The 25,733-nt window shown below is 72.0% G+C and carries 16 protein-coding genes; 10 read left to right on the top strand and 6 right to left on the bottom strand.

Annotated elements, in window-relative coordinates; translation table 11 throughout:
- The first annotated feature begins 144 nt into the window (after nt 1–144).
- Both ACWC24_RS29190 and ACWC24_RS29185 read left to right on the top strand, forming a co-directional pair.
- Entirely contained in the window at nt 145–1,422 is a 1,278-nt protein-coding gene (locus ACWC24_RS29190) for a glycosyltransferase 87 family protein (protein ID WP_450665877.1), read from the top strand.
- Nucleotides 1,356–2,990 carry a glycosyltransferase family 2 protein gene (locus tag ACWC24_RS29185; protein WP_450665876.1) on the top strand — a complete coding sequence of 545 codons (1,635 nt, stop codon included), beginning with the start codon at nt 1,356–1,358 and terminating at the stop codon, nt 2,988–2,990. The genes ACWC24_RS29190 and ACWC24_RS29185 overlap by 67 nt, the downstream gene beginning before the upstream one ends.
- A gap of 49 nt (nt 2,991–3,039) precedes the next feature.
- Here the strand turns inward: ACWC24_RS29185 and ACWC24_RS29180 are convergent, their stop codons facing one another.
- Entirely contained in the window at nt 3,040–3,678 is a 639-nt protein-coding gene (locus ACWC24_RS29180; protein ID WP_450665875.1) for a TetR/AcrR family transcriptional regulator, read from the bottom strand.
- Between the two features lie 332 nt (nt 3,679–4,010).
- On the opposite strand from ACWC24_RS29180, the gene ACWC24_RS29175 reads away from it, so the two are divergent.
- The 4 genes from ACWC24_RS29175 to ACWC24_RS29160 all read left to right on the top strand — a co-directional run bounded on the left by ACWC24_RS29175 (nt 4,011) and on the right by ACWC24_RS29160 (nt 9,938).
- Complete coding sequence (locus tag ACWC24_RS29175) at nt 4,011–4,925, top strand: ABC transporter permease (protein ID WP_450665874.1); 915 nt, start codon at nt 4,011–4,013, stop codon at nt 4,923–4,925.
- Nucleotides 4,918–5,793: an ABC transporter ATP-binding protein gene (locus ACWC24_RS29170; RefSeq protein WP_450665873.1), complete on the top strand. Its 876-nt coding sequence runs from the start codon at nt 4,918–4,920 to the stop codon at nt 5,791–5,793. The genes ACWC24_RS29175 and ACWC24_RS29170 overlap by 8 nt, the downstream gene beginning before the upstream one ends.
- Nucleotides 5,794–6,012: 219 nt before the next feature.
- Nucleotides 6,013–8,223: a CDP-glycerol glycerophosphotransferase family protein gene (locus tag ACWC24_RS29165; RefSeq protein WP_450665872.1), complete on the top strand. Its 2,211-nt coding sequence runs from the start codon at nt 6,013–6,015 to the stop codon at nt 8,221–8,223.
- Nucleotides 8,220–9,938, top strand: a complete 1,719-nt coding sequence (locus ACWC24_RS29160) for a glycosyltransferase family 2 protein (protein ID WP_450665871.1) — start codon at nt 8,220–8,222, stop codon at nt 9,936–9,938. The genes ACWC24_RS29165 and ACWC24_RS29160 overlap by 4 nt, the downstream gene beginning before the upstream one ends.
- 302 nt (nt 9,939–10,240) lie before the next feature.
- Here ACWC24_RS29160 and ACWC24_RS29155 read toward each other — a convergent pair whose 3' ends face one another.
- Nucleotides 10,241–11,698, bottom strand: coding sequence for a hypothetical protein (locus ACWC24_RS29155; protein WP_450665870.1), 1,458 nt, complete (start codon nt 11,696–11,698; stop codon nt 10,241–10,243).
- Between the two features lie 148 nt (nt 11,699–11,846).
- Entirely contained in the window at nt 11,847–16,787 is a 4,941-nt protein-coding gene (locus tag ACWC24_RS29150) for an NAD-glutamate dehydrogenase (protein ID WP_450665869.1), read from the bottom strand.
- 875 nt (nt 16,788–17,662) lie between these two features.
- Here ACWC24_RS29150 and ACWC24_RS29145 point away from each other — a divergent pair.
- A complete protein-coding gene (locus ACWC24_RS29145; RefSeq protein ID WP_450665868.1) occupies nt 17,663–18,229 on the top strand; it encodes a DJ-1/PfpI family protein in 567 nt (188 codons plus the stop codon).
- 98 nt (nt 18,230–18,327) lie between these two features.
- Here ACWC24_RS29145 and ACWC24_RS29140 read toward each other — a convergent pair whose 3' ends face one another.
- Both ACWC24_RS29140 and ACWC24_RS29135 read right to left on the bottom strand, forming a co-directional pair.
- Nucleotides 18,328–18,993: an HAD family hydrolase gene (locus tag ACWC24_RS29140; RefSeq protein ID WP_450665867.1), complete on the bottom strand. Its 666-nt coding sequence runs from the start codon at nt 18,991–18,993 to the stop codon at nt 18,328–18,330.
- A 50-nt stretch (nt 18,994–19,043) separates the two neighbouring features.
- On the bottom strand, nt 19,044–19,559 hold the full coding sequence (locus ACWC24_RS29135; protein WP_450665866.1) for a DUF6912 family protein: 516 nt from the start codon (nt 19,557–19,559) through the stop codon (nt 19,044–19,046).
- A gap of 361 nt (nt 19,560–19,920) precedes the next feature.
- Here ACWC24_RS29135 and ACWC24_RS29130 point away from each other — a divergent pair, with 361 nt between their 5' ends.
- On the top strand, nt 19,921–20,529 hold the full coding sequence (locus ACWC24_RS29130) for an Rv3235 family protein (protein WP_450665865.1): 609 nt from the start codon (nt 19,921–19,923) through the stop codon (nt 20,527–20,529).
- A 137-nt stretch (nt 20,530–20,666) separates the two neighbouring features.
- Here the strand turns inward: ACWC24_RS29130 and secA are convergent, their stop codons facing one another.
- A complete protein-coding gene (gene secA / locus ACWC24_RS29125; protein ID WP_450665864.1) occupies nt 20,667–23,486 on the bottom strand; it encodes a preprotein translocase subunit SecA in 2,820 nt (939 codons plus the stop codon).
- Between the two features lie 255 nt (nt 23,487–23,741).
- Between secA and ACWC24_RS29120 the strand changes: the two genes are divergently transcribed.
- Together ACWC24_RS29120 and ACWC24_RS29115 are read left to right on the top strand one after the other, a co-directional pair.
- Nucleotides 23,742–24,320, top strand: coding sequence for a GNAT family N-acetyltransferase (locus tag ACWC24_RS29120; protein WP_450665863.1), 579 nt, complete (start codon nt 23,742–23,744; stop codon nt 24,318–24,320).
- A gap of 185 nt (nt 24,321–24,505) precedes the next feature.
- Nucleotides 24,506–25,675, top strand: a complete 1,170-nt coding sequence (locus ACWC24_RS29115) for a winged helix-turn-helix domain-containing protein (RefSeq protein WP_450665862.1) — start codon at nt 24,506–24,508, stop codon at nt 25,673–25,675.
- Nucleotides 25,676–25,733: the final 58 nt, after the last annotated feature.

The following is a 25,733-nucleotide window of genomic DNA, read 5'->3' as shown; positions in this document are numbered from 1 at the left end:
CCGGCGCACCCGCCGCACCGCCCCTCGGGCGCCTCGGCCTTCCGCTCACCACGACAACGATTTTGTACTATTAATCAGCGTCTCTTGTGTATTGACGGCGTATCACCTCATCTGCGGCACTCGTCCGTCCTACCATCCGCGGTGATGACACGTCACCACCGCCTCCTTCCGCTGGCCTCCGCCTGGCTCGTCACCCGGGCCCTGATGCTGTGGCTGCTCGCCCACGACTCCCTGCCGCTGCTGGGCGGGCGCGTCGCGCGGGAGGTGTGGCGGCTGTACCACCACTGGTACGTCGTCCTCTCGCACGGCGCCTTCCCGGCGCACGACCGGCTGTGGCAGTACCCGCCGGGCGCCGGGGCGGTACTGCTCGCGCCCGGTCTGCTGCCCGGACTGACGTACCTCCAGGCGTTCGTCGTCATCACCCTCGCGGCGGACGCGACGGCCACGGCGGCGCTGGCCCGCACCGGCCTGCGGCCCGGCCGCAGCCTGCTCGGGGCCGGGCTGTGGGTGGGTGCCCTGCCGCTGCTGCTGCGGCTGCCGTTCGCCCGCTACGACGTCCAGGTCACGGTGCTCGCGATGCTCGCGCTGCTGGCGCTGTCGCGCTCCGCCCGGGCGTGCGGGGTGCTCGCGGCGCTCGCGGCACTGGTGAAGGTGTGGCCGCTGCTGGTGCTGGTGGGGGTGGCGAAGGGCCGGGCGACCCGGTCGGCGTGGACCTGGGCGGCGGCCGCGGGAGCGGTGGTCTTCGCCTCCCTCGCGGCGCTGTTCCACAACCCGCTCGCGTTCCTGTGGCAGCAGGGCGGCCGGGGCGTGCAGATCGAGTCCCTCGGCGGCACCGTCCTCAACCTCGCGACCCGCGCCGGCTGGCCGGGCCGGGTGCACTACCGGTACGGCTCGATGGAGTTCACCGGCCCGTACGTCACCGCCGTCGCGCACATCGCTCTCGCCCTCACCGCCGTCGTCTTCGGGCTGCTGGTGCTGTGGCGGCTGCGGGCCCGGCGGTGGAGCGAGGCGACGCCGCTCGACGCCGCGCTGAGCGCCGTGCTGCTGTTCACCGTCACCAGCCGGGTGATCAGCCCGCAGTACATGGTCTGGCTGCTGGGCCTGGCCGCCGTGTGCCTGACCTCGCGGCACACCACCCAGCGCCCGGTAGCCTGGCTGATCGTGGCGGCCACCGCGGTGAGCACCGTCGTGTTCCCCCTCTATTACGGCGATGTCGTCGCCTCCACCTGGACCGGGTGTGCGCTGATGCTCGTGCGCAACGGGCTGCTGGCCACGGCCGCCGTCCTGTCGTTCGTCCGGCTGTGGCGGTCCGCGCACGCCGAAATCCCCTCCTCCGCTCCGGCCCCCTGGACCTCATGCACCGCCTCACCCCCCACCAGGTCTGCGTCGTCGTCATCGGCCACAACGACGCCGCGCATGTGACCGAAGCGGTGCGCTCGGCGCTCGCGCAGGGCCCCGCCGTCCGTGAGGTCGTCGCCGTCGACGACTGCTCGACCGACGGCAGCGCCGAGCTGCTCGCCCGCCTCGCCGGGACGGAGCCGCGGCTGCGGGTGGTGCGGCACGCGGTCAACAGCGGCGGCTGCGGCACCCCGCGCAACACCGGGCTCGACGCGGTCACCGCGCCGTACGTGATGTTCCTCGACAGCGACGACGTCCTGCCGCCGGGCGCGGTCGACGCGCTGCTCACCGCGGCGGCCGAGGAGGACGCCGAGGTGGCCGGCGGGCTGTGCGTGCGCCGCGAACTGCCCTCCGGGCGCGAGGTGCCCTGGCAGCCGCGCCTGTACTCGGCGCGCGCCGTGGTCGGACGCCCGGCGCAGCGCCCGCTCCTGGTCCGCGACACGCTCTGCGTCAACAAGCTCTACCGCACCGCGTTCCTCGTCTCGCACGGCATCCGCTTCCCCGAGGGCCGCTTCCGCTACGAGGACTTCGTCTTCACCGCGCGCGTGCTCGCCGCGGCCCCCCGCATCGTCCTCGTCCCGGACCGGGTGTACGTGTGGCACGTCCGCCGGTCCGCCGAGCGGCTGTCGATCTCCCTGGACCGCGCGGGCATCGACAACTGGCGGGCCCGCACCCGGGCGAGCTCGATCGCCCACGAGATCCTGCTGGACGCCGGACAGAAGGAGCTCGCGCGGGCGGCCCGCGCCAAGTTCCTCGACCACGAGCTGCGCCTGTACCTGCGCGAGCTGGGGCTGCGCGACGAGTCGTACCGGCGCGCCTGGTGGGCGCACACCCGGGAGTACCTCGCGACGTACGACGCCGCCGATCACGGTCCCCGCCCCGCCGCGCCCGGCCGGCTCCTCGCGCAGGTCGTCCTCGCCTCCCCCGAACCGCGCGACCTGCCCCGGCTCGGCGAGCTGGCCGCCCGCCCGGCACGGCTGCTGCCGCCCCACGCGCGCGCGGCCGACGGCACGCCCGTCTGGTCCGCCGACCTCCCCCAGGTCACCCTGGAGTCCCTGCTGACCTGCCCGGTCCGGCTCCTTCCGGTCGCCGTCGACGCCCGGCTGCGGCCCCGCGCGCGGGGCACCGTGCTGCGGCTGCGCCTCCACGAACTGTACGGCCGGGTGGCGGCGGCGGGGCCGGAGGCGCTGGAGGTGGAGTGGCGGCCGCGTGACGGCGCGCCGGGCCGGACCGGCGCCGCGCGGACCGGGGACGCCCGGTGGCGCCGTACCGTCGCGCTCGCGCCCGCCCCGGACGGCACCTGGACGGCCGAGACGGCCGTGCACCTGGCCGCGCTGGCGGCGTACGGCACGGGTACCTGGGACCTGCGGCTGCGGGTGCTGTTCGCGGACGGCGCGAGCCGCGAGACGACGGCGCACGCCGCCGTCGGCCCGGGGCTGCTGCGCCGTCGCGCCGTGGTGAGCGCCCGGCACGCCGTCGTCCTCGTGCAGCCCTACGCCACCCACTCCGGGGCGCTGGCCCTGCGGCTGGCTCCGGGAGCGGGGGGAATCGTCTCGGTCGCCCACGCCAGGCTGCGCCGCCTGATCGTCTGACCGGGGGCCGCGGCGCGGGGTGACCGGCGGAAGGTCGCCGCCGGGCGGATCACAGGGCCTTGAGTGCCGCCGTGGTCGCTCGTGCCAGGCCCCCCAGGTATCCCTTGGGGAGCTTCGGGCTGCGGATCACCACCGAGCGCCAGTACAGCGGCCCGGAGACCAGGTCGAGGGCGAGCTCCTCGTCGATGCCCGCCCGGACCTCGCCGCGCCGCTTCGCCGCCGCGACGATCCCGCTGGCGACGCCCTCCTGCCCCTCGCGCAGCGTGTTCTGCACGGCCTCGGCGATCTCGGGGTTGCGGGCCGCCTCGGCCTGGAGGTCCGGGATGATCTGCGAGGCCACCGGGTGGCGCAGCGCCCGGGAGGTCATCTCGTACAGCAGCCGCAGGTCGCCCTCCAGGGACCCCGTGTCCGGGGTGGGCAGGCCCTGCACGGCGATCGCCGAGACGACGTCGAGGACCACATGGAGCTTGGAGCGCCAGCGGCGGTACACCGCCGTCTTGCCGACCCCCGCCCGACGGGCGATGCCCTCGATCGACATCCGCGCGTAGCCGACGGCCGCGAGCTCCTCGAAGACGGCCGCACGAATGGCCTCCGTCACATCCTCGCGGAGTACAGCGGCTCCCGCCGGGGTGCGGCGGCGCGGACGCGTCTGGGACTCCTCGGCGTTCGTCGTCATGCCGAACAGCATAGGGCGTTACGACGATACGGTCCCGTCCCCACGCAAAGCCGGGTGCGGCGACGATCTCGTCCCCCGGACGCCCCGCACATCACCCGCCGTCACCCGGCGCCCCCCGCCCGCGAAACATCTCGGCCCGGCGTCGATACGGTCTCGTCCTCGCGTAGTTCGTCACGACGAAACGGTTGCGTTCCGACGCCAAGTCGTCCTACGCTCACGTTGCGACGATACGGTGCCGTCCCGACGTGAGTAAATGCACAGAAAAACGTCGGGAAACCACGGGCGACGGCCCCGGTTCCCGGCCGGACGCACCCACCCCCTCCCCCCGAACGAAAGCAGCGGATGTGAGCCAGGTCCTCCACACACCGCCCCCCAGCCCGGCCCCGGCCGACGACGACCTCTCGGCCCTGGCCGCCCGCCACGGCCTCTCGGTCAGTGGTGCCCGCCCCTCCCTGCCGGAGTACATCCGTCAGCTCTGGGCGCGACGCCACTTCATCAGTGCTTTCGCCACCGCCAAACTCACCGCACAGTACAGCCAGGCGAAGCTGGGGCAACTCTGGCAAGTGATGAACCCGCTGCTGAACGCGGCGGTGTACTACTTCATCTTCGGCATGCTGCTGGGCACCTCGCACGGCGTCCCCGACTTCGTGCCGTTCCTTGTCACGGGTGTGTTCGTCTGGACGTTCACCCAGAGCTCGATCATGGCGGGCACCCGGGCGATCTCCGGCAACATCGGCCTCGTACGAGCCCTGCACTTCCCGCGGGCGGCCCTGCCGATCTCCTTCTGCCTCCAGCAGCTCCAGCAGCTGCTGTTCTCGATGGTCGCACTGATCGTCATCCTGCTCTGCTTCGGTGTGCCGGTCAGCATGTCCTGGCTGCTGGTGCTGCCCGCCCTGGCGCTGCAGTTCACGTTCAACACCGGTGTGTCGATGGTCATGGCCCGGATGGGCGCGAAGACCCCGGACATCGCGCAGCTGATGCCGTTCATCCTGCGCACCTGGATGTACGTCTCCGGCGTGATGTGGAGCATCGACAAGGTGCTCAGCAACGACGATCTGCCCCACTGGGCGATGACGGCGCTCCAGTGCAACCCCGCCGCGGTCTACATCGACCTGATGCGCTTCGCCCTGATCGACAGCTTCCACGCGAGCCAGCTGCCGCCGCACGTGTGGCTGGTCTCGGTGGGCTGGGCGCTGGTCGCGGGCGTCGGTGGCTTCATCTACTTCTGGAAGGCTGAGGAGACGTACGGCCGTGGCTGAGAACCCGACTTCCCCGACTTCCGCAGGCGAACGGATCCCCACCGTCGTCGCCGACCGCGTCAACATCGTCTACCGGGTCAACGGCACCGGCACCGGCCGCGGCACCGCGACCGCCGCGCTCAACCGCATCGTGCGCCGCGGCAAGACCGAGAAGGCGGCGGGCGTGCGCAAGGTGCACGCGGTCAAGGACGTGTCCTTCGTCGCCTACCGTGGCGAGGCCATCGGCCTGGTCGGCACCAACGGTTCCGGCAAGTCGACCCTGCTGCGGGCCATCGCCGGCCTGCTGCCGCCCGAGACCGGCCGGGTGTACACCGACGGCCAGCCCTCGCTGCTCGGCGTCAACGCGGCCCTGATGGGCGACCTCACCGGCGAGCGGAACGTCATCCTGGGCGGTCTCGCCATGGGCATGTCCCGTGAGGAGATCAAGGAGCGCTACCAGTCGATCGTCGACTTCTCCGGCATCAACGAGAAGGGCGACTTCATCAGCCTGCCGATGCGTACCTACTCCTCCGGCATGGGCGCCCGGCTGCGCTTCTCCATCGCCGCCGCCAAGGACCACGACGTCCTGATGATCGACGAGGCGCTGGCCACCGGCGACCGCAAGTTCCAGCGGCGCTCCGAGGAGCGCATCCGCGAGCTGCGCAAGGAGGCCGGCACCGTGTTCCTGGTCAGCCACAGCTCCAAGTCGATCCGCGACACCTGCGACCGGGTCCTGTGGCTGGAGCGCGGCGAACTGCTCATGGACGGGCCCACGGAAGAGGTCATGGACCAGTACGAGGAGTTCACCAACGGCAACGGCAAGGCGCCGCGGCCGCTGCGGGAGACCCAGGCCGAACTGCGGCAGCAGAAGATCCCCGTACCCTCCTGATCCGAGCGTGCCGCGGCCCGGCCGCGATCGTGACACCGGTCACGATCGCGGCCGGGCCGCGCCGTTTCCGGCACCCGGACCATTCGGGCCAATCGCACCGATCGCCGCAGCCACTTTCAACCTTTTCATCCGATCAGTGACAGTATGTCCGGAAAGGTGCGCCCGACCGACCGAAGGCGGACGACGACGAGAGGTCACCACGCGAAGGAGATCGCCGCGATGCCCGAGCTCAGCGTCATCGTCCACGGCCCGAACACCCAGGGCCGGCTGGCCGCCCTCCTCGACGGCCTGGCCGCCCATCCGCTCCCGGACGTCGAGGTGATCGTCGCCGCGGTGGGCGACTGGGCCCATGAGACCGCCCAGGGGCACGCGTCCGAGCTGACCGTGCTGCCCCTGCCGGCCGGCACCGGGGACGCCGAGGCCAGGGCCGCGGGAGCCGCGCGGGCGTCCGGTCGCTGGCTGCACTTCGTCCGGGCCGGCGACGGACTGCCGGCCGACGCCCCGCACACGGTCGCCGAGCGGGCCGCCGAACTGACCGCGTCGCCGGACCCGGTGGACGTACTCCTCTTCGACCACGTCCGTTCCACCTGGCAGACGACGGGAGCGCCCTCCCCGGACGGTCTGCTGCTGGCCCGCACGGGCCGGACCGCCGTCGTCCTCGACCAGGCCCCGCAGTTGCTGCGGCTCGCCCCGCTGCTCGGCAACCGGGCCGTCCGCGCCGACTTCTGGCGGGCGCACGCGAAGGACCTCGGCACGGACGACGAGCCGTTCGCCGCCCACGCCGCCCTGCTGCACGCCGAGCGCGTCGCCTGCCTGCCCCACATCGCGTACGAGTACCGCGAGCCACGCCCGGAGAGCCTCCCCCGGGTCACCCCGCAGGAACGCTTCGCCATGATCGACCGCTACGAGTCGCTCCTCACCCGGACCACGCCGGACCGCCCCGGCCCGCACGCCGTGCTGTACGACGTGATGGTCCAGGACTGCCTGCGCACCTTCGCCCGCTCGGCGATGCCGGAAACGGTGGCACGGGAGTTCTTCCGGCGGGCCTCGCTCGCCGCGGTCCGCGGGCGCCCGGAGCGCCACCAGCACCCGGCCGGCTTCGAGGGCGTACGCCGTGCCCTCCTGGAAGAGGGCGCGTACACCAAGTACCGGGCCTTCCAGGCCGCCAACCGCACGCGCCGCGCGGCCAGGTCGGCCGTGCGCACCCAGGGCCGCCGGATCGGCGCGAAGTTCCGTGACCACCGGTACCGCAGCGCGCTCGGCCGCCCGGTCGACCCCGGCCTCGCGGTGTTCTCCGCCTACTGGAACCGCGGGATCGCCTGCAACCCGGCCGCGATCGCCGCCGGGCTCACCGAACTCGCCCCGCACATCCACCAGGTGTGGGTGGTGTCGGCGGCGAACGCCGCGCTGCTGCCGCCCGGCACGGACCACGTCGTCCCCAACACCCCCCGCTACTGGGACGTCCTGGCGAGCGCCAAGTACCTGGTCAACAACGTCAACTTCGCCGACGCGGTGATCAAACGCCCGGACGCGGTCCATCTCCAGACCCACCACGGCACCCCGCTCAAGCACATGGGCCTGGACCAGCTGCGCTTCCCGGCCGCCGCGCAGGGCATCGACTTCGCCGCGCTGCTGGCCCGCGTCGACAAGTGGGACTACAGCGTCTCCGCCAACAGCCACTCCACCCGGATGTGGGAACGCGCCTACCCGTCCCGCTACGTCTCCCTGGACCACGGCTACCCGCGCAACGACGTCTATTACACGGCCACCGCGGCGGACGTCCGCGCGGTCCGTGCCCGCCTGGGCATCGCGCCCGGCCGACGGGCCGTCCTGTACGCCCCCACCCACCGCGACTACGAGGCCGGCTGGACCCCGCGCCTGGACCTCGCCGCCCTCGCCGACCGGCTCGGCGAGGACACCGTCCTGCTCGTCCGCGGCCACTACTTCTACGACGGTTCGGCCTCGCCCCTGGCCGGCCTGCGCCGCACCGGGCGCATCATCGACGTCTCCTGCTACGACCCGGTCGAGGAACTCGCCCTGGCCGCCGACGCGCTGGTCACGGACTACTCGTCCATCATGTTCGACTACGCCAACCTCGACCGCCCGATCGTGATCTACGCCGACGACTGGGAGACGTACGCGACGACCCGGGGCGTCTACTTCGACCTGACGGCCGAGGCGCCGGGCCAGGTGGCCCGCACCCAGGAGGAACTGACCGAGATCCTCGTCTCGGACGCCTGGCGCGACGAGCGCGCGGCGAAGGCGCGGGCCGCCTTCCGGCGCCGCTTCTGCGCGTACGACGACGGACGCGCCACCGAGCGGGTCGTCCGCCGGGTCTTCCTCGGCGAGAGCGAGCAGTCGCTGCCCCGGCCGGTCCCCGTCGACGAGCGGACCCCGGCCCCGACCCCGCAGGAGGCGGACGCCCGATGACCACGCCCGAGACCGCCCCCGACGCCCCGCACCCCGCCGACGCCGTCGACACCTCCGACGCCCCCGATGTCACGGTCACGGTGATCGTCTACAACGACGCCGAGCGCCTCCCGCGCGCCGTCGCCTCGCTGCGCCGCCAGACGCACGCCGACATCGAGATCATCATCAGCGACGACCACTCCACCGACGCCACCCCGGAGGTGGCCCGTCGGCTGGCGGCCGAGGACCCGCGGATCCTGTACCTGCGGCTGCCCGAGAACAGCGGCGGGTGCAGCGCCCCGCGCAACCGCGCGCTGGAGATCGCCCGCGCCCCGTACCTGATGTTCCTGGACAGCGACGACGAGCTTCCGGCCGACGCCGTCGAACTGCTGCTGGCCGCCCACCGCGAGCGCGAGGTCGACTTCACGATGGGCGCCGTGCAGCGGGTGCGCATCGACACCGGGCGCCGGTCCACCTGGATGCCCCACCTGGTCGACCGGCGCCGCACGGTGGAGGGCATCGAGGCCGACCCGCGGCTGCTGTTCGAACACCTGTCCACGAGCAAGATGTACGCGCGCGCCTTCCTCGACCGGCACGGTCTGCGCTTCCCCGAGGGCATCCACTACGAGGACCAGCTGTTCACGGCGCAGGCGTACTGCCTCGCCAAGGAGTTCACGATCGTCCCGAAGCCGGTCTACCGCTGGTACATCGAGCCGTACGCGGACGCGGGGTCGAGGTCGATCTCCAACCAGCGGCACAAGCTCGGCAACGTCGCCGACCGCGTCCGGGTGCAGCGGCTGATCGACGCCTTCCTCGCCGAGAGCGGGCACGAGTCGCTGCGCGAGGACAAGGACTACAAGTTCCTCAAGCACGACTTCCGGATGTACGCCGGGGACCTGCCCTACCGGGACGACGCGTGGCTGGAGTCGTTCGCGCAGATCGTGAACCCGTATCTGGCGACGCTCGCGCCCGGCGCGTACGCCCGGCTGCCGCGGACCGAGCGGGTGGTCCTCCAACTGGTCCGCGAGGGCCGCACGGCGCAGGTCCGGGTCGCGGCCCGGGGCCTGGGCCACGGGGTGGCCCCGAGGACGGTGACCGCGGACGCGCAGGGCCGGACCTACTGGGGCGACACGGTCGCGCAGGGCCCGCGCTCCCGCCGTGAACTGGACGTCACGGACCTGGAACTGGACACCCGCCCCTTCCCGGGCGCGCTGCTGCGGCACGAGATCGTCGAGCTGACCCCGGGTCCCGGCGCCTCGCTCGACCTGGCCGTGCGCACCTACGACCCGGGCCTGCGGCTGGCCGTCGGTCCGCAGCGCGCCTGCCTCCTGCTCACCCCCGGCCGGCGGCTCACGGTCCCCTTCCGACTGCTCCCGGTCCGCCCCGGCGTCTTCGAAGGACACGTCCACCTCGATCTCGTGGCGGCCGCCCCGCCCCTCCAGGGCTTCGCCGGGGTGCGTCACCCGCTGCTCCGCCTCGAACAGAACGGCCTTCCGCACACCTCGATCCTCCTGGCGCCGCTCGACTTCCCGACCCTCACCGCCCGCGTCGGCTACCGCTCGGGCACCTCGCCCCACCGGGTGACGGTGGAACCGGAGGGCCGCAACCCGGGCCGTCTCCAGGTGCGGTGGGCCCCGGTGGGCATGACCGCACGCGTCGTACGGCCGCTGGCGCAGAAGGTGGCACCGCCGAAGGTACGACGGGCGGCCCGCCTGGTACGCAGCGCGCTGAGGTGACGGCGCCGCACGGCGACGAGGCCGGTCGCACGGACCGGCCCCGGAAGCCGTCCGACGGAATCCGGCCTACGGGGGCCGGTCTACGAGGGCCGGGAAACGGGAGCCGACCCACGAAGGCCGACCCACGGAAGCCGACCGGCGGAAGCCGACCGGCGGAAGCCGTCCCACGGAAGCCGACCCACGGAAGCCGACCCACGGAAGCCGACCCACGAAGGCCGACCCACGGAAGCCGACCGGCGGAAGCCGTCCCGCGGAAGCCGACCCACGAAGGCCGACCCACGGAAGCCGACCGGCGGGTGGTGTCACGGCACGACGGCGTACAGCACCTGTCCGCCCGGTCCCCGGGCCACCCTGCGCAGCCCGTCGGTCTCCCGCAGGGCACCCCGGTCCACCACCCACCGCACCCCGTACGCCCGGACGATGTCCTCCCGTACCCCCGGTACCGTCCCCGCCGCGAAGTACCTGCGCACCGCGTCCGCCCGCCGGGCCTCGTCCGGCAGGAAGAAGTCTGGGTACCCGGGAGCCACGGTGTAGGGCCCGTAGGCCGGGATCTGCCGTGCCTCGGACGTCCGGGCCAGCACCACGTCCCCGTACCGCACCCACGGGGTGATCCACCGGTACCCCGCCCATGGCTGCCGGTACTTCGCCGCCACCGCCTCGGGCAGCCGTCCGCGCGGGACCACGTACCCCAGCGTCCCGGCCTGGGTCCACGCCCCCACCACCAGCGCCGCGCCGAGCACGCACGCCCACGCGGTCCGCGCCCGGCGCCGTCCGGCCGTCACCGTCTCCAGCGCGGCGGCGGTCTGCGCCGGGATCAGCACCGCGGGCAGCGCACGGCCCCAGGAGTAGTGCCCGCTCAGCCAGCCCCCCGCGCACACCACGAGCCCGAGCGCGAAGAACAGGACCAGCGGATCCCACCGGTCGCGCCGCCACCGCAGCCCCAGCGCCACCACCCCGAGCAGCACCAGCCAGAACCGTCCCACCAGGTCCCGGTACAGCGCCCGGTGCACCGACTCCAGCCCCGAACCGGCCCCGAACAGCGCGAAGAAGTCGTAGTACGGCCACAGCCACAGCACCAGCAGCCCCAGAGGCAGGCCCGCCGCCGCCCGGCCCCACACCGCCCGCGCGGGCCGCGCGCCGAGCACCGTGGCGAGCGCGCCCAGCGAGGCCACGACCCCCGAGAACTGGTGGCAGAGCAGGATCACCGCCCACAGCGCCCCGAGCCCGAGCCAGGCCCCCCACCCACCGGTCTCCCGCAGCGCCCGCGCCAGCCACGCCCAGAAGTGGAAGGCGAGCCCGAGCGCCAGCACGCTGGGATACGACACGGTCAGCGCGAGGGAGTTCAGACCGAGGAAGCCGCTCCACTCGAACAGGGTCGTGCCCCAGAGGAACACCAGGCACAGCAGCACCAGCGCGGGTGCCGCGGGATGCCGGCTCAGCGTCCGCACGTACCGCCAGACCCCGGTCACCAGCAGGCCGAGCGCGACGAATGCCCCGACGCGCAGGACGGCGAAGACCGGCCACCCCGTCACCCGCGCGAGGCACCCCAGCAGCAGGGTCCACGGCGAGTAGTACGGGCTCGGCGTGTCGGCGTCGACCAGCGGGTTGCCCGGATCGGCCAGGTGGTGCCGCAGACGCTCCACGGTCGCCGCGTGCATGCCGAGATCGCCCGCCCAGGGCAGGCGGACGATCACCAGGAGCAGGAGAACCAGGACGAGCGCCGCGACCGCGGGCGCCAGGGCCGCGGTCGCCCTATGCAATGCGCCGCGCACCGGACCGGAACGACGTATTCACCGTCATTCGCGACACTTTAACTTAATCGCGACAGACATCACGAAAGGAAACCGAAAGGGGGGAGCCCCGGCCGCTGTGGCCGGGGCTCCCCCTCTCGTGTGGCGGGACCGTGCGCTACGAGTGCGTGCGCAGCAGCGTCCGCATGGTCCGCATGGCCACCGACAGGTTGGCCAAATCGAACATGTCCGAACCCTGGATCTCCTCCAGCGTCGTGCGCGCCCGGCCCAGGATCGCCGCGTTCTTCTCCTGCCACGCCTCGAAGCGCTGCTCCGGCGTCGAGGTGCCGTTGCCGACGGCCAGGACGTCCGCGGTGAGGGCCGAGTGGGCCGCGTACAGGTCCTCGCGGATGGAGGCGCGGGCCATGGACTGCCAGCGGTCCGCACGGGGCAGCTCGATGATGCGGTCCATGAGCTGGGTGATGTGCAGACGGTCGGCGAGGTCGTAGTAGACGTCGGCGACGTCCAGCGGCTCCTTGCCCATGCGGTCGGCGACCGAGACCACGTCGAGGGCCGGGAAGGCGGAGGAGAACCCGGCCACCCGCGTGGCCAGCTCGTCCGGGACGCCCGCGCCCGTCAGCTCGTCGTAGACGTGCTGGTACCACTCCAGGTCCGCGCCGCGCAGCAGCTTCGGCAGCTGCTGCCAGACCTGCTCGACCCGCTCGGCGAAGAACTCGACCGTCTCGGCGAGCTGGAGCGGCTGCGGCCGGTTGTTGAGCAGCCAGCGGGTGCCGCGCTCGACCAGGCGGCGCGAGTGCAGCCGGATCCGGGTCTGGACCACGGCGTCGACCTTGTTGTCGAGGTCCTCGACCGCGTCCCACACGGGAGCCGCGCGGAAGATCGCGCGGGCCGCGGTCTGCGCCCGGACGATCTCCTCCAGCGACGCGCCGGTCTCCTCGCGCATCCGGTGCAGATAGGTGGTGCCACCGGTGTTGACCGTGTCGTTGACCAGCACGGTCGTGGTGATCTCACGGCGCAGCGGGTGGCTGTCGACGAACTCGGCGAACTGCTCGCGCAGGGCCGTCGGGAAGTACGCGTACAGCAGGCCGCGCAGGTACGGGTCGTCGGGCAGCGAGGTGTGCAGCAGCTCCTCGGCGACCGTGATCTTCGTGTACGCCAGCAGGACGGCCGTCTCCGGGCTGGTCAGGCCCTGGCCGGTGTTGAGGCGCTCGCGGATCTGGCGGTCGGTGGGCAGGAACTCCAGGGCCCGGTCGAGGTGGCCCTCGCGCACCAGGTGGCGCAGGAAGCGCTGCTGCGCGTGCAGCATGTCCTTGGACTGGGCGAGGGCGTTGGCGATCGCCGTGTTCTGCGCGTAGTTGTTGCGCAGGACCAGGGCGCCGACCTCGTCGGTCATCTCGGCGAGCAGCTTGTTGCGCTGCTTGACGGTCATGTCACCCTCCGTGACCAGACCGTTGAGCAGGATCTTGATGTTCACCTCGTGGTCGGAGGTGTCCACGCCGGCGCTGTTGTCGATGGCGTCGGTGTTGATCCGGCCGCCCTGGAGCGCGAACTCGATCCGGCCGAGCTGGGTCAGACCCAGGTTGCCGCCCTCGCCGACGACCTTGACCCGAAGGTCGCGGCCGTCGACGCGGATGGCGTCGTTGCCCTTGTCGCCGACGTCCGCCTGGCTCTCGGTGGACGCCTTGACGTACGTACCGATGCCGCCGTTCCACAGCAGGTCCACCGGGGACTGGAGGATCGCCTTCATCAGGTCGGCGGGGGTCAGCTTGGCGACCTTGGCCTCGATGCCGAGCGCCTCGCGGATGTGGGCGTTGACCGGGATGGACTTCGCCGTGCGCGGGAAGACACCGCCGCCCGCGGAGATCAGCTCGCTGTCGTAGTCGGCCCACGAGCTGCGCGGCAGCTCGAACAGACGGCGGCGCTCGGCGTAGGAGGTGGCCGCGTCCGGGTTCGGGTCGATGAAGATGTGCCGGTGGTCGAAGGCGGCGACCAGGCGGATGTGCTCGCTCAGCAGCATGCCGTTGCCGAACACGTCACCGGACATGTCACCGATGCCGACGACCGTGAAGTCCTCGACCTGGGTGTTCACGCCCAGCTCGCGGAAGTGCCGTTTCACCGACTCCCAGGCGCCGCGGGCGGTGATGCCCATGGCCTTGTGGTCGTAGCCCGCCGAGCCGCCGGAGGCGAAGGCGTCGCCGAGCCAGAAGTCGTACGACTGCGCGACCTCGTTGGCGATGTCCGAGAACGTCGCCGTGCCCTTGTCGGCCGCGACCACCAGGTAGGTGTCGTCCTCGTCGTGCCGTACGACGTCCGCCGGGGGCACGACCTCGCCGGCCACCATGTTGTCGGTGATGTCCAGCAGCGCCGAGATGAACGTCCGGTAGCTGGCGATGCCCTCGGCCAGCCACGCGTCCCGGTCGACGGCCGGGTCCGGCAGCTGCTTGGCGACGAAGCCGCCCTTGGCGCCGACGGGCACGATGACGGTGTTCTTGACCATCTGCGCCTTGACCAGGCCCAGGATCTCGGTCCGGAAGTCCTCGCGCCGGTCGGACCAACGCAGACCACCGCGCGCGACCTTGCCGAAGCGCAGGTGCACGCCCTCCACCCGCGGCGAGTACACCCAGATCTCGAACGCCGGACGCGGCGCCGGAAGGTCGGGGATCGCCTGCGGGTCGAACTTCATGGAGACGTAGGCGTGCGGCACGCCCGGCTCGGCCTCCTGGAAGAAGTTCGTGCGCAGGGTCGCCTTGATCACGGTGAGGAAGGACCGCAGGATCCGGTCCTCGTCGAGGGAGGCCACCTGGTCGAGGGCGGCGTCGAGCTCCTCCAGGAGGGCGTCGACGATCTCCAGGCCGGCGCTCTGGCGCTCCGGCGCCATCCGCGCCTCGAAGAGGGAGACCAGCAGCCGGGTGGTGTGGACGTTGTTGCGGAGGGTGTCCTCCATGTAGTCCTGGCTGAAGGTGGAGCCCGCCTGGCGCAGGTACTTGGCGTACGCCCGCAGCACCATCGCCTGCCGCCAGCTCAGCCCGGCGCTCAGCACGAGGGCGTTGAAGCCGTCGTTCTCCGCCTTGCCGGTCCAGGTGGCCTCGAACGCCTGCTGGAAGCGCTCACGGCCGTCCTCGCCCAGGTAGTCGCCGTTGCCGCCGCCCAGCGACTTGGGGATCCGCAGACCGAAGTCGTAGATCCAGGAGCTCTTGCGGTCCGAGCAGCGCAGCTCGTACGGCCGCTCGTCGATCACCTCGACGCCGAGCCGGTTGAGGACCGGCAGCACCGCGGAGAGGGAGATCGCGGCGCCCTTGCGGTAGATCTTGAAGCGGCGCTCGCCGGGTCCCGCGCCCACCGGCTCGTACAGGCTGAGTGAGAAGTCGTTGCCCGCCTCCTCGCTGAGCCGCTCCAGGTGGACGAGGTCGGAGACCGCGGCGCGCGCGGTGTGGTCGGCCTTGTACCCCTCGGGGAAGGCGCTGCCGTAGCGGCGCAGCAGCTCGGCGGCCCGCTCCTCGCCGCACTCGGCGTTCATCGCCTCGGCGAACCCGTCGGCCCAGGACCGCGCGGCCTCCACCAGACGGGCCTCGATGCGGTCCTTGTCGGAGTCGCTGAGCTGCGGCAGCTCGGTGCCCTGCGGGACGCGCACGACGAAGTGCAGCCGGGACAGGATCGACTCGGTGTTCCAGGCGGTGAAGTCGACGCTGATGCCGCCGAGCTCCTCCTTCAGGATGTCGATGATCCGCAGCCGGACACCCGTGGTGTAGCGGTCGCGGGGCAGGTAGACGAGCGCGGAGTAGTAGCGCCCGTATTCGTCCTGGCGCAGGTAGAGCCGCAGCCGGCGGCGCTCCTGGAGGTACAGCACGGACGTGACGATGGACTGGAGCTCGTCGACCGGCGTCTGGAACAGCTCGTCGCGCGGGTAGGTCTCCAGGATCTGGAGCAGGTCGCGCCCGTCGTGGCTGTTGGGCGAGAACCCGGCGCGCTGGAGTACCTCCTCGACCTTGCGCCGGATGACCGGCACGCGCGTGACGGACTCGGTGTAGGCGGCGGAGGAGAACAGGCCCAGGAAGCGCCGCTCGCCGACGACGTTGCCGTCCGCGTCGAACTTCTTCACGCCCACGTAGTCGAGGTACGACGGCCGGTGCACGGTGGAGCGGCTGTTGGCCTTGGTCAGCACGAGGAGCTTGTGCTCACGGGCCTTGGCGCGGGCGTCGGCGGGCAGCCGCTCGAAGGAGGGGCTCACCGGGTGGCCCTCGTCCTCCGAGTGGTGCGGGTCGGACCGCAGGATGCCCAGACCCGTGCCCGGGACGGCGGCGAGGGAGTCGTCACCGCGCAGCTGGTACTCGCGGTAGCCGAGGAAGGTGAAGTGGTCGGCGGCCAGCCAGCGCAGCAGCTCGCGGGCCTCCTGGACCTCGGGCCGGGCCAGGTCGGCGGGCACGGGCTCGTCCACGATCCCGTCGGCGACCCGGACGGCCGTGTCCCGCATCTTCTCCCAGTCCTCGACGGCCTCGCGGACGTCGGAGAGCACCCGCAGCAGATCGGCGGTGATCTGCTTCAGGTCGGCGCGGTCGGTCTCACGGTCGATCTCGACGTGGATCCAGGACTCGGTGTGCGCGTCGTGCGGCAGCCCGCCGGCCGGCGGCTCGGTGAGCACCTCGACGAGCTTGCCGGTGACGTCACGGCGGACGACGACCTGCGGGTGGATGACGACGTGGATGCCGCGTCCCTGACGGGTGAGCTCGTTGGTCACCGAGTCCACGAGGAAGGGCATGTCGTCGGTGACGACCTCGACGACGGAGTGGCTGGACGTCCAGCCGTTCTCCTCGACCGTCGGGGTGTGCACCCGCACGTTGGCGGTGCCCTGCGGGCGGTTCTCCGCCAGGCGGTAGTGGGAGAAGGCGGCACCGAAGACGTCGACCGGGTCGCGGCCGGAGAGGTCCTCGGGGGCGGTGTGCAGGTAGTAACGCTGGAGGAACGCGAGCACGGAGTCCCGGTCCGGGGCCCCCTGCTTCGTCGTCCCAGTCGGTAGGTGCCCCCCGACCGGGCTGTTCTCAGCGACCCGGGCGGCCCTCTCGAGCAGCTCGGCCTTGGCTTCGTCCAGCTTGGTCTGCATTGTCCTCTGGCTCCTGTCGCGCGCCGTTGCGTGACGTAGAAGGAAGTACGGTCTCGCGCCTTCCGGTGCAGCGCCACGACGCGGGGTCTCCGGTCGGTTCCGACGCTATGCCGCAAGGTGAGATGAGCGGGGGTTTATCAGCCATGTTCGACACCCGCACGTGGTGTGACGCTGCTCTCTGCCGCGTCCCGCCCGGTGATGTGTACGGCGTCCTGGGAGCTCTCGAAGCCCCGTCCCGCCCGCGAGGACCAGCGACCGCCGCCCGGTCACGGATGTGGTCCGTGCGTCCCGGGCGCAGGGCAGGGGCGACGATGCCCCCGCGAACTATCGCGCTGATCACGCCACTAAGGCTATCGCCCCCCACGGGGGGCCCGTCATGAGCCGTATGTGTACAAAACAGGGACCGGAACTTTGACACTCTGCACAGGGGCGAAGGGGCCCCCGTCATGCAGTGAGACATCCCAGCCCGTCCGGCGTTCGAGGACGAGGCCGTCCAGGCCGATGGGGGTCCGGGGGCGGAGCCCCCGGGGTGGGACGGGCAAGGGCGGCGGGGGTGCAGGGGCGAAGCCCCGCAGGGGTGCAGGGGCGAAGCCCCGCAGGGGTGCAGGGGCGAAGCCCCGCAGGGGGAGGCGAGGGTGACGCCCCGCCCGGCCAATCCCAGCCCGTCCGGCGTTTGAGGACGAGGCCGTCCAGGCCGATGGGGGTCCGGGGGCGGAGCCCCCGGGGTGGGACGGGCAAGGGCGGCGGGGGCGAGAAAAGTCGACGCCGCCCCCGGCTTCACGCACCCTGAAATCGACCGCGCCTCTTGGCAACCCCGCCCGCACCCGGCACGTTGCCCAGGACAGCCCACGCCCGCCCGAGGGGAGCCGCCCGACATGCCCGCGAAAATCCTCGTCCTGACCGGCGACGCAGCAGAGTCCCTGGAGGTCCTCTACCCCTACCAGCGCCTGCGCGAGGAAGGCTACGAAGTCCATATCGCGGCCCCCACCCGCAAGACCCTCCGCTTCGTCGTCCACGACTTCGAACCGGGCTTCGACACCTACACCGAGAAGCCCGGCTACACCTGGCCCGCGGACCTCGCCTTCTCCGAGGTGGACCCGGGCGAGTACGTCGCCGTCGTCATCCCCGGCGGCCGGGCCCCCGAGTACCTGCGCAACGACCCCGAGCTGCGCAAGATCCTCAAGTCGTTCTTCGACACGGACAAGCCCGTCGCCCAGATCTGCCACGGCCCCCTGCTCACCGCGGCGACCGACAGCCTGCGCGGCCGCCGCGTCACGGCGTACCCGGCGCTGGAACTGGACATGCAGACCGCCGGCGCCACCTTCCAGGACAGCGAGACCGTGGTCGACGGCACCCTGGTGTCCGCGCGGGCCTGGCCGGACCACTCCGCCTGGATGCGCGAGTTCCTGAAGGTGCTGCGCGCGAAGGCACCGGTCACCTGACCCAGGCCCCGCCCCCCGGCGCGGCGCCTCCTGGAGCGCCGCGCCGTCCGCCGCCCGGCCCACAGGCCCCCGGCCGAGGCTCAGGCGCCGGCCGAAGCTCAGGCCGCGACCCGCTGGGCCTCCTCGACCGCCTCCTCCAGCGTGTCCACGACCGGTACACCCACCTGTTCCAGACTGGCCCGGCTGTGCGACCCCCCGGTGTACAGCACCGCCCGCGCCCCCGCGGCCAGCGCCGCCATCGCGTCGTCGGCCGCGTCCCCGATCACGACCGTGCGGGCGGGATCCACCCCGGTGAGCGCGCCGAGGTGGCGCACCATGTGTGTGGCCTTGCTGCCCCCGGACGGGCCGGTCCGCCCGTCGACGCGCACGAAGTGCGACTCGATGCCGAATCCCCGCACCAGCGGGACGAGCTCGTCGTGCACGTACATGCTCAGGATCGACTGGCTGCGGCCCGCCGACCGCCACCCCGCGAGCAGTTCGACCGCGCCCGTCGTCAGTCCGCAGGATGCCCGGTGCTCGGCGTAGTACCGGTGGAAGATCTCGTCCATGACCTCCCACTCGGTGTCGGTCGGCAGCCGCCCTATCAGCCGCTCGTAGAACTTCGGCACCGGCACGCAGTACAGCGCCCGGTACCGCTCCAGCGTGATCGGTTCGAGCCCCAGCTCCAGGAACGCCGCGTTCGTCGCCCCGATGATCGCCTCGTTGTCGTGGAAGAGCGTGCCGTTCCAGTCCCAGACGATGTGTGCAGCTTCGTGCTTCCCCATGGGAAAAAGCTACCCGCGGCCACTGACATCCAAGAGACCGCCGGGTGGCCTCAGCCGCCGAGCCCGACCAGGTTCTGGATCTCCTGGGTCGCGAACCACAGCAGTTCGTGGTCCTCGGCCCCGTCCACGACGAACTGCGCGTCGTCGTCCCCGCCGTCCGCCGCCGGCAGCGCCTGCGCCGCGGCCGATACGTCCGCCTCCGCGTCCTGCGCGTCGACGTGCACCGAGGCCACCTTGGCCAGCGCCACGGCGCCGGCGACCCGCACCTCGCCGAGCGCGGCCGGGTCGAGCCCCCGGTCGGGGTCGACGGACGCGATGCCGTCGGGCACGTCGACGGCGACCACGGTGCGCCGCCGCGCCGCGCCGGGGTCCGCGGCCAGCAGGCGCAGCGACGCCAGCGCGGCCCGGCTCAGCGCCGCGTACTCCAGTTCCTCGATGTCGTCGGAGAGGTACCACTCGCGCAGTCCGGGCGTGACGGCGTACGCGACGAGCGGCTCCGCCCCCAGCTCACCCGTCTTGTGCGCCTCGGCGAGACCGGAGAGGGTCAGAGGGACGTAGACGCGCATGGCTGGCCGCTTTCGTGGTCGGGGCTCGGGTGGACCTGAGGGAGGCCGGACGGCGCACCTCCCGGAGGGCCTTCAGGATACGTGCGCGAGTCCCCTTTCGGGTCTCTGCCCACCCCCCTGAACACGTCCACCCGGCACCCCGGAACTCACCCGGCACGCCCCCGGAAACACGGGCCGCACGTCCCCCTCGGTCACCCTGATAGGTGAACCTTCCGCGCCCCTCGCCCCGGGCGACGGCTTCCTTGCTCCTGCGGTCCACGACCCCGTACAAGATCCCCAATCGCAAGTTACCCGCCGGTATCACCCGGGTCGGACCCACCGCCGGACCGGGAGCCGCTGGACCCATGGAACGGGGACGCACATGAACAAGGTGATGACCAGGACCCGCCGCCACACCGGCAGCCGCCCGCCGGTCCGTCACGACACCCGCCGCCCCGGTACCGGCCCCACCCGCACCGCGCCGGGCACGGGCCCGTCCCGCACCCCGGCGGCGACAGCACCGTCCCCGGCACTCGCGTCCACCTCGACGCCCCGCGCCCGGCCCGTCACCCCCGTCGGGCCCGTCACGTCCCCGGCACCGACCGTCCCGGCCGTACCCGCCGGGCCGCCCCACCGGCAGGTCCCACAGCCGCGTCCCACCGATGTCTTCGCCGAGCGCCTCCTCGCGGTGCTGAGCGGGCTGCACCCGGTCCACCGCATGCTGCGGCACACCGTCGGCCGGGCCTACGACGAGCTGGCCTGGCTCGCCGAGCACGGTCCCCTGCGCGGCACCGGGGGCAGCCGCCCCGTGGTCCGCGACATCGGCTACTACGTGCCGCGTCCGGGCGCCGTCGAGGCCTTCGCCCGCATCGGCGCCGGCGACCGGCTGCGGGCCATGGCCTTCCGGCTGGAGCTGGGCGCCGACCGGCGCTGGCGTTGCACGGCGGTGGAACTGGGCGGCCCCCGCAGGCCCCGGACGGACGACTGCTGAACCCGACGACAACGGCGCCCCGGCCGGACGCCCCCACGCCGACGAACCGGGCGCACCCAGACGGAAGGGCCGGGCACCCCGAGGATGCCCGGCCCTTCACGACTCACCGCTCACGCTCGCCCCACCCGGGGCATGCGTCACTTCTTGCGACGGCCGATACGACGGCCCTGCTTGCGGCGCTCGGCACGCGTGAGGCCGTCGGCCTCCGAGCGCACCGGCTCGTCGTCGTCGGCGAAGTCGCCCTCGACGATGCCGCCCTCGCCGTCCACGGTGGGCGCCGAGAAGTGCAGCCGGTCCCGGCGCTGCGGGGCCTCCAGGCCCTTGGCTCGGATCTCGGGACGCGCGCCGGCCTGGGCCGGGACCACGTCCTGGGGCTCCTTCGTCAGCGACGGCTGGACGTCCTCGACCGGGACCTCCTCGACCTGCTGCTCGACCTGGACCTCCAGGTTGAACAGGTAGCCGACGGACTCCTCCTTGATGCCCTCCATCATCGCGGTGAACATGTCGAAGCCCTCGCGCTGGTACTCGACCAGGGGGTCCTTCTGCGCCATCGCGCGCAGGCCGATGCCCTCCTGGAGGTAGTCCATCTCGTAGAGGTGCTCGCGCCACTTGCGGTCGAGGACCGACAGCACGACCCGGCGCTCCAGCTCACGCATGATCTCGGAGCCGAGCTGCGCCTCGCGCGCCTCGTACTGCTCGTTGATGTCGTCCTTGATGGACTCGGAGATGAACTCGGCGGTCAGACCGGCACGGTCACCGGCCGCGTCCTCCAGCTCCTCCACGGTGACCTTCACCGGGTAGAGCTGCTTGAACGCGCCCCACAGCCGGTCGAGGTCCCAGTCCTCCGGGAAGCCCTCGGCGGTCTCCGCGGCGATGTAGGCGTCGATGGTGTCGCTCATGAAGTGCTGCACCTGCTCCTGGAGGTCCTCGCCCTCCAGGACCCGGCGCCGCTCGCCGTAGATGACCTCGCGCTGGCGGTTGAGGACCTCGTCGTACTTCAGGACGTTCTTGCGGGTCTCGAAGTTCTGCTGCTCGACCTGCGACTGGGCCGACGCGATCGCGCGCGTGACCATCTTGTTCTCGATCGGCACGTCGTCGGGCACGTTCGCCATCGACATCACGCGCTCGACCATCTGCGCCTTGAACAGCCGCATCAGGTCGTCACCGAGGGAGAGGTAGAACCGGGACTCGCCCGGGTCGCCCTGTCGGCCGGAACGGCCGCGCAGCTGGTTGTCGATACGGCGCGACTCGTGCCGCTCGGTGCCGAGGACGTAGAGGCCGCCGAGCTCCTCGACCTCCTCCTTCTCGGCCCGGACCGCCTGCTCGGCGCGCTCCAGGGCGGCGGGCAGGGCCGCGGCCCACTCCTCGATGTGCTCCTCGGGGTCGAGGCCGCGCTGGCGCAGCTCCGCCTCGGCGAGGTCCTCGGGGTTGCCGCCGAGCTTGATGTCGGTACCACGGCCGGCCATGTTGGTGGCGACCGTCACGGCGCCCCGGCGGCCGGCCTGGGCGACGATCGTCGCCTCACGGTCGTGCTGCTTGGCGTTGAGCACCTCGTGCTGGATGCCGCGCTTGCTGAGCTGCTGCGAGAGGTACTCGGACTTCTCGACCGAGGTGGTGCCGACCAGGATCGGCTGGCCCTTCTCGTGCTTCTCGGCGATGTCGTCGACCACCGCGTCGAACTTGGCGACCTCGGTGCGGTAGATCAGGTCCGACTGGTCCTTGCGCAGCATCGGCTTGTTCGTCGGGATCGGGACCACGCCGAGCTTGTAGATCTGGTGGAACTCGGCGGCCTCGGTCATCGCCGTACCGGTCATGCCGGAAAGCTTGGTGTAGAGGCGGAAGAAGTTCTGCAGGGTGACCGTGGCGAGCGTCTGGTTCTCGTCCTTGATCGGCACCCCTTCCTTCGCCTCGATCGCCTGGTGCATGCCCTCGTTGTAGCGACGGCCGGCGAGGATACGGCCGGTGTGCTCGTCGACGATCATGACTTCGCCGTCGATGACGACGTAGTCCTTGTCCTTCTTGAAGAGTTCCTTGGCCTTGATGGCGTTGTTCAGGTAACCGACGAGCGGGGTGTTCACCGACTCGTACAGGTTGTCGATACCCAGCCAGTCCTCGACCTTGGAGACACCGGGCTCGTGGATGGCGACGGTGCGCTTCTTCTCGTCGACGTCGTAGTCGCCGGTCTCCTCCAGGCCCTTCAGCGGGTTGCCCGCCTCGCCCTTCTTCAGGCGCGTGACCAGCTTGGCGAAGTCGCCGTACCACTTGGTGGCCTGGTCGGCCGGGCCGGAGATGATCAGCGGCGTACGGGCCTCGTCGACCAGGATGGAGTCGACCTCGTCGACGATCGCGAAGCTGTGGCCGCGCTGGACCAGTTCGTCCTGCGACCACGCCATGTTGTCGCGCAGGTAGTCGAAGCCGAACTCGTTGTTCGTGCCGTACGTGATGTCGCACGCGTACTGCTCGCGACGCTGGGCCGGCGTCATGTTGGCCAGGATGCAGCCGACCTCCAGGCCCAGGAACTTGTGGACGCGACCCATCATCTCGGAGTCGCGCTCGGCCAGGTAGTCGTTGACCGTGATGAGGTGGACGCCGTCTCCGGAGAGGGCGTTCAGATAGGCCGGCAGCGTGCCGACCAGGGTCTTGCCCTCACCGGTCTTCATCTCGGCGACATAGCCGAGGTGCAGGGCGGCACCGCCCATCAGCTGGACGTCGTAGTGCCGCTGGCCGAGGACGCGCTTGGCGGCCTCGCGCACCGTGGCGAAGGCCTCGGGCAGCAGGTCGTCCAGGCTCTCACCGTCGGTGTAGCGCTGCTTGTACTCATCGGTGAGGGCCCGCAGCTCGGCGTCGGAGAGGTCGACGAAGTCCTCTTCGATGGAGTTGACCTGGTCCGCGATGCGGTGCAGCTTTCGCAGGATCTTGCCTTCGCCTGCACGCATGATCTTCGAGAGGACGGACACGGGGGTTGGTCTCCTTGCCGGTCGGGCCTGGGACGGTCGGTTTCCATTTGACTTACTGAGCAACGGCCATCGTATGCGAGGACCCCACCACCCCGGGAGGCCTGCCGCCACCACGACGGACGTCTTCAATGGGCACAACGGACGGAGCACTCGGATGGTGCCGCGTCCCGCCGCCGAATTGCACGAAATGTGATCGCCGGCTCACGCGGCGCAAAGAGATGGCGCCCGCCGGCCGGACGCGCGCAGAATCGGCCGATGGAACCCGTCACGCTCACCACCGGCCGTCTGGTCCTGCGCCCCGTCGGCCCGGACGACACCGACGCCGTGTACGGCGCAGCCCAGGATCCCGACATCCAGCGCTGGACCACGATCCCCTCCCCCTACCTTCCCGAGCACGCCCAGGGCTTCACGCACCAGATGGTCCCGGACGGCTGGGCCGACGGCTCGATGTTCACCTTCGGTGTGTTCCTCCCCGCGGGGGACCTGGTGGGCATGCTCGCGCTCACCATGCGCTCCCTGGGGATGGCGGAGATCGGCTTCTGGGCCACGAAGGAGCACCGCGGCAACGGCTACACCACCGAGGCCGCCCACGCCGCCGCCCACTGGGCCTTCACCCGGCTCGCCGTCGACCGCGTCGAGTGGCGCGCCGAGGTCGGCAACCACGCCTCCCGCGCGGTGGCGGAGAACACCGGCTTCACCGTCGAGGGCACGCTGCGCTCCGCGATCAACAACAAGGGCGTACGACGGGACTGCTGGGTGGGCTCCCTGCTGCCCTCGGACCTGGGACTGCCGTCGACGGCGCCGTACCTGCCCGCCCCCGTACGCCCCGCCTAGAGTCCGACCTGCGGAGCGGCCCGGCGCCGCGGGGGCGGGCGCGCGCATGCGCCCACCCGTGGGCCGCACGCCCGCGTGCCCTGCGTGCCCGCGTGTGCTCGCGTGTCGGCGCGCCCGCGGTCCGCGCGCCTGTGGACGCCCTTGTCGTCTTCCGCTGTCAGTCCCACCCTCTATCGTGCGGATGTATGACGACCCCGCGCCCCATCACCCTCTCGGCGGACGACGCCCGCCGCATCGCGCTCCGCGCACAGGGCTTCCTCGGCGCCCCCGACCGCCGGGCCGGCGTCCGCGGTGTGCTGCGTCATCTCGGCGCGGTGCAGCTCGACACCATCTCGGTGCTCGCCCGCTCCCACGAGCTCATCCCGTACGCGCGCCTGGGCGCCGTGGGCCGCCGGACCGTGGACGACGCCTACTGGACGGACACGCACGCCTTCGAGTACTGGTCGCACGCGGCCTGCATCCTGCCCATCGAGGAGTGGCCGCACTTCGCCTTCCGCCGCCGCGCCTACCGCAACCGCCCGCACTGGAACCACGAGCTGCCCGAGGGCACCTACGACCAGGTCGTCAAGCAGCTGCGCGCCGAGGGTCCGCTCACCGCGACGGAGCTGGGCGGGGCGAAGAAGACCAGCGAGTGGTGGGACTGGTCCGGCACGAAGGTCGCGGTCGAGCGGGCGCTGATGTACGGCGAGGTGGTGTGCGTCGAGCGCCGCGGCTGGAAGCGGGTGTACGACCTGGCCGAGCGGGCGGTCCCGGCCGCGCTGCTGCACGACGAGCTGGACGACGCCGAGTGCCTGCGCCGTCTGGTCCGTCTGGCCGGCCAGTCCCTCGGCGTCGGTACGCGCGCGGACATCGCCGACTACCACCGTCTCAAGGGCGAGCAGTTCGACGCGGTGATCGCGGATTCGGGTCTGGTCCCGGTCACGGTGGAGGGCTGGGGCAAGCCCGCCTGGGCCGACCCGGCGGCGCTGGAGACCGCTCCGCGCGGTCGGCACCGCACCACGCTGCTGTCCCCGTTCGACTCGCTGATCTGGGAGCGGGCGCGCACGGAGCGGATCTTCGGCTTCACCCACCGCCTGGAGGCCTACGTCCCCAAGCCCAAGCGGGTGTACGGCTACTTCGCGATGCCGGTCCTCGCCGGTGGCCGTCTCGTCGGCCGGGTGGATCCGGCCCGCGAGGGCCGCACGCTGGTCGCCAAGCAGGTCACCCTGGACGGCCCGAAGGCCGTTCCGGCGGTGGCCGAGGCCCTGGTGTCCGCGGCGGGCTGGGTGGACTGCACGGACGTCCGGGTGGAGCGCGTGGACGCTCCCGAACTGCGCGGTCCCCTCACCGCGGAGCTGGCCCGCGCCCTCGCCTAGGGATTTGCCGGGCTGCCCCTGGCTGCCGCGCCTCGCCCCGCCGCCTGCGGTCCGGCCG

It is taken from the genome of Streptomyces sp. NPDC001443 (assembly GCF_053597355.1).
The sequence above is the reverse complement of the archived record's forward strand: the minus strand, read 5'-3'. Positions and strand labels throughout refer to the sequence as shown.

Bases quoted from the DNA above. Each gene is read 5' to 3' on its own strand.
- ACWC24_RS29190 (WP_450665877.1), top strand. From the start codon at position 145: ATGACACGTCACCACCGCCTCCTTCCGCTGGCCTCCGCCTGGCTCGTC.
- ACWC24_RS29185 (WP_450665876.1), top strand. From the start codon at position 1,356: ATGCACCGCCTCACCCCCCACCAGGTCTGCGTCGTCGTCATCGGCCAC.
- ACWC24_RS29180 (WP_450665875.1), bottom strand. From the start codon at position 3,678: ATGCTGTTCGGCATGACGACGAACGCCGAGGAGTCCCAGACGCGTCCG.
- ACWC24_RS29165 (WP_450665872.1), top strand. From the start codon at position 6,013: ATGCCCGAGCTCAGCGTCATCGTCCACGGCCCGAACACCCAGGGCCGG.
- ACWC24_RS29160 (WP_450665871.1), top strand. From the start codon at position 8,220: ATGACCACGCCCGAGACCGCCCCCGACGCCCCGCACCCCGCCGACGCC.
- ACWC24_RS29150 (WP_450665869.1), bottom strand. From the start codon at position 16,787: ATGCAGACCAAGCTGGACGAAGCCAAGGCCGAGCTGCTCGAGAGGGCC.
- ACWC24_RS29145 (WP_450665868.1), top strand. From the start codon at position 17,663: ATGCCCGCGAAAATCCTCGTCCTGACCGGCGACGCAGCAGAGTCCCTG.
- ACWC24_RS29140 (WP_450665867.1), bottom strand. From the start codon at position 18,993: ATGGGGAAGCACGAAGCTGCACACATCGTCTGGGACTGGAACGGCACG.
- ACWC24_RS29135 (WP_450665866.1), bottom strand. From the start codon at position 19,559: ATGCGCGTCTACGTCCCTCTGACCCTCTCCGGTCTCGCCGAGGCGCAC.
- ACWC24_RS29130 (WP_450665865.1), top strand. From the start codon at position 19,921: ATGAACAAGGTGATGACCAGGACCCGCCGCCACACCGGCAGCCGCCCG.
- ACWC24_RS29120 (WP_450665863.1), top strand. From the start codon at position 23,742: ATGGAACCCGTCACGCTCACCACCGGCCGTCTGGTCCTGCGCCCCGTC.
- ACWC24_RS29115 (WP_450665862.1), top strand. From the start codon at position 24,506: ATGACGACCCCGCGCCCCATCACCCTCTCGGCGGACGACGCCCGCCGC.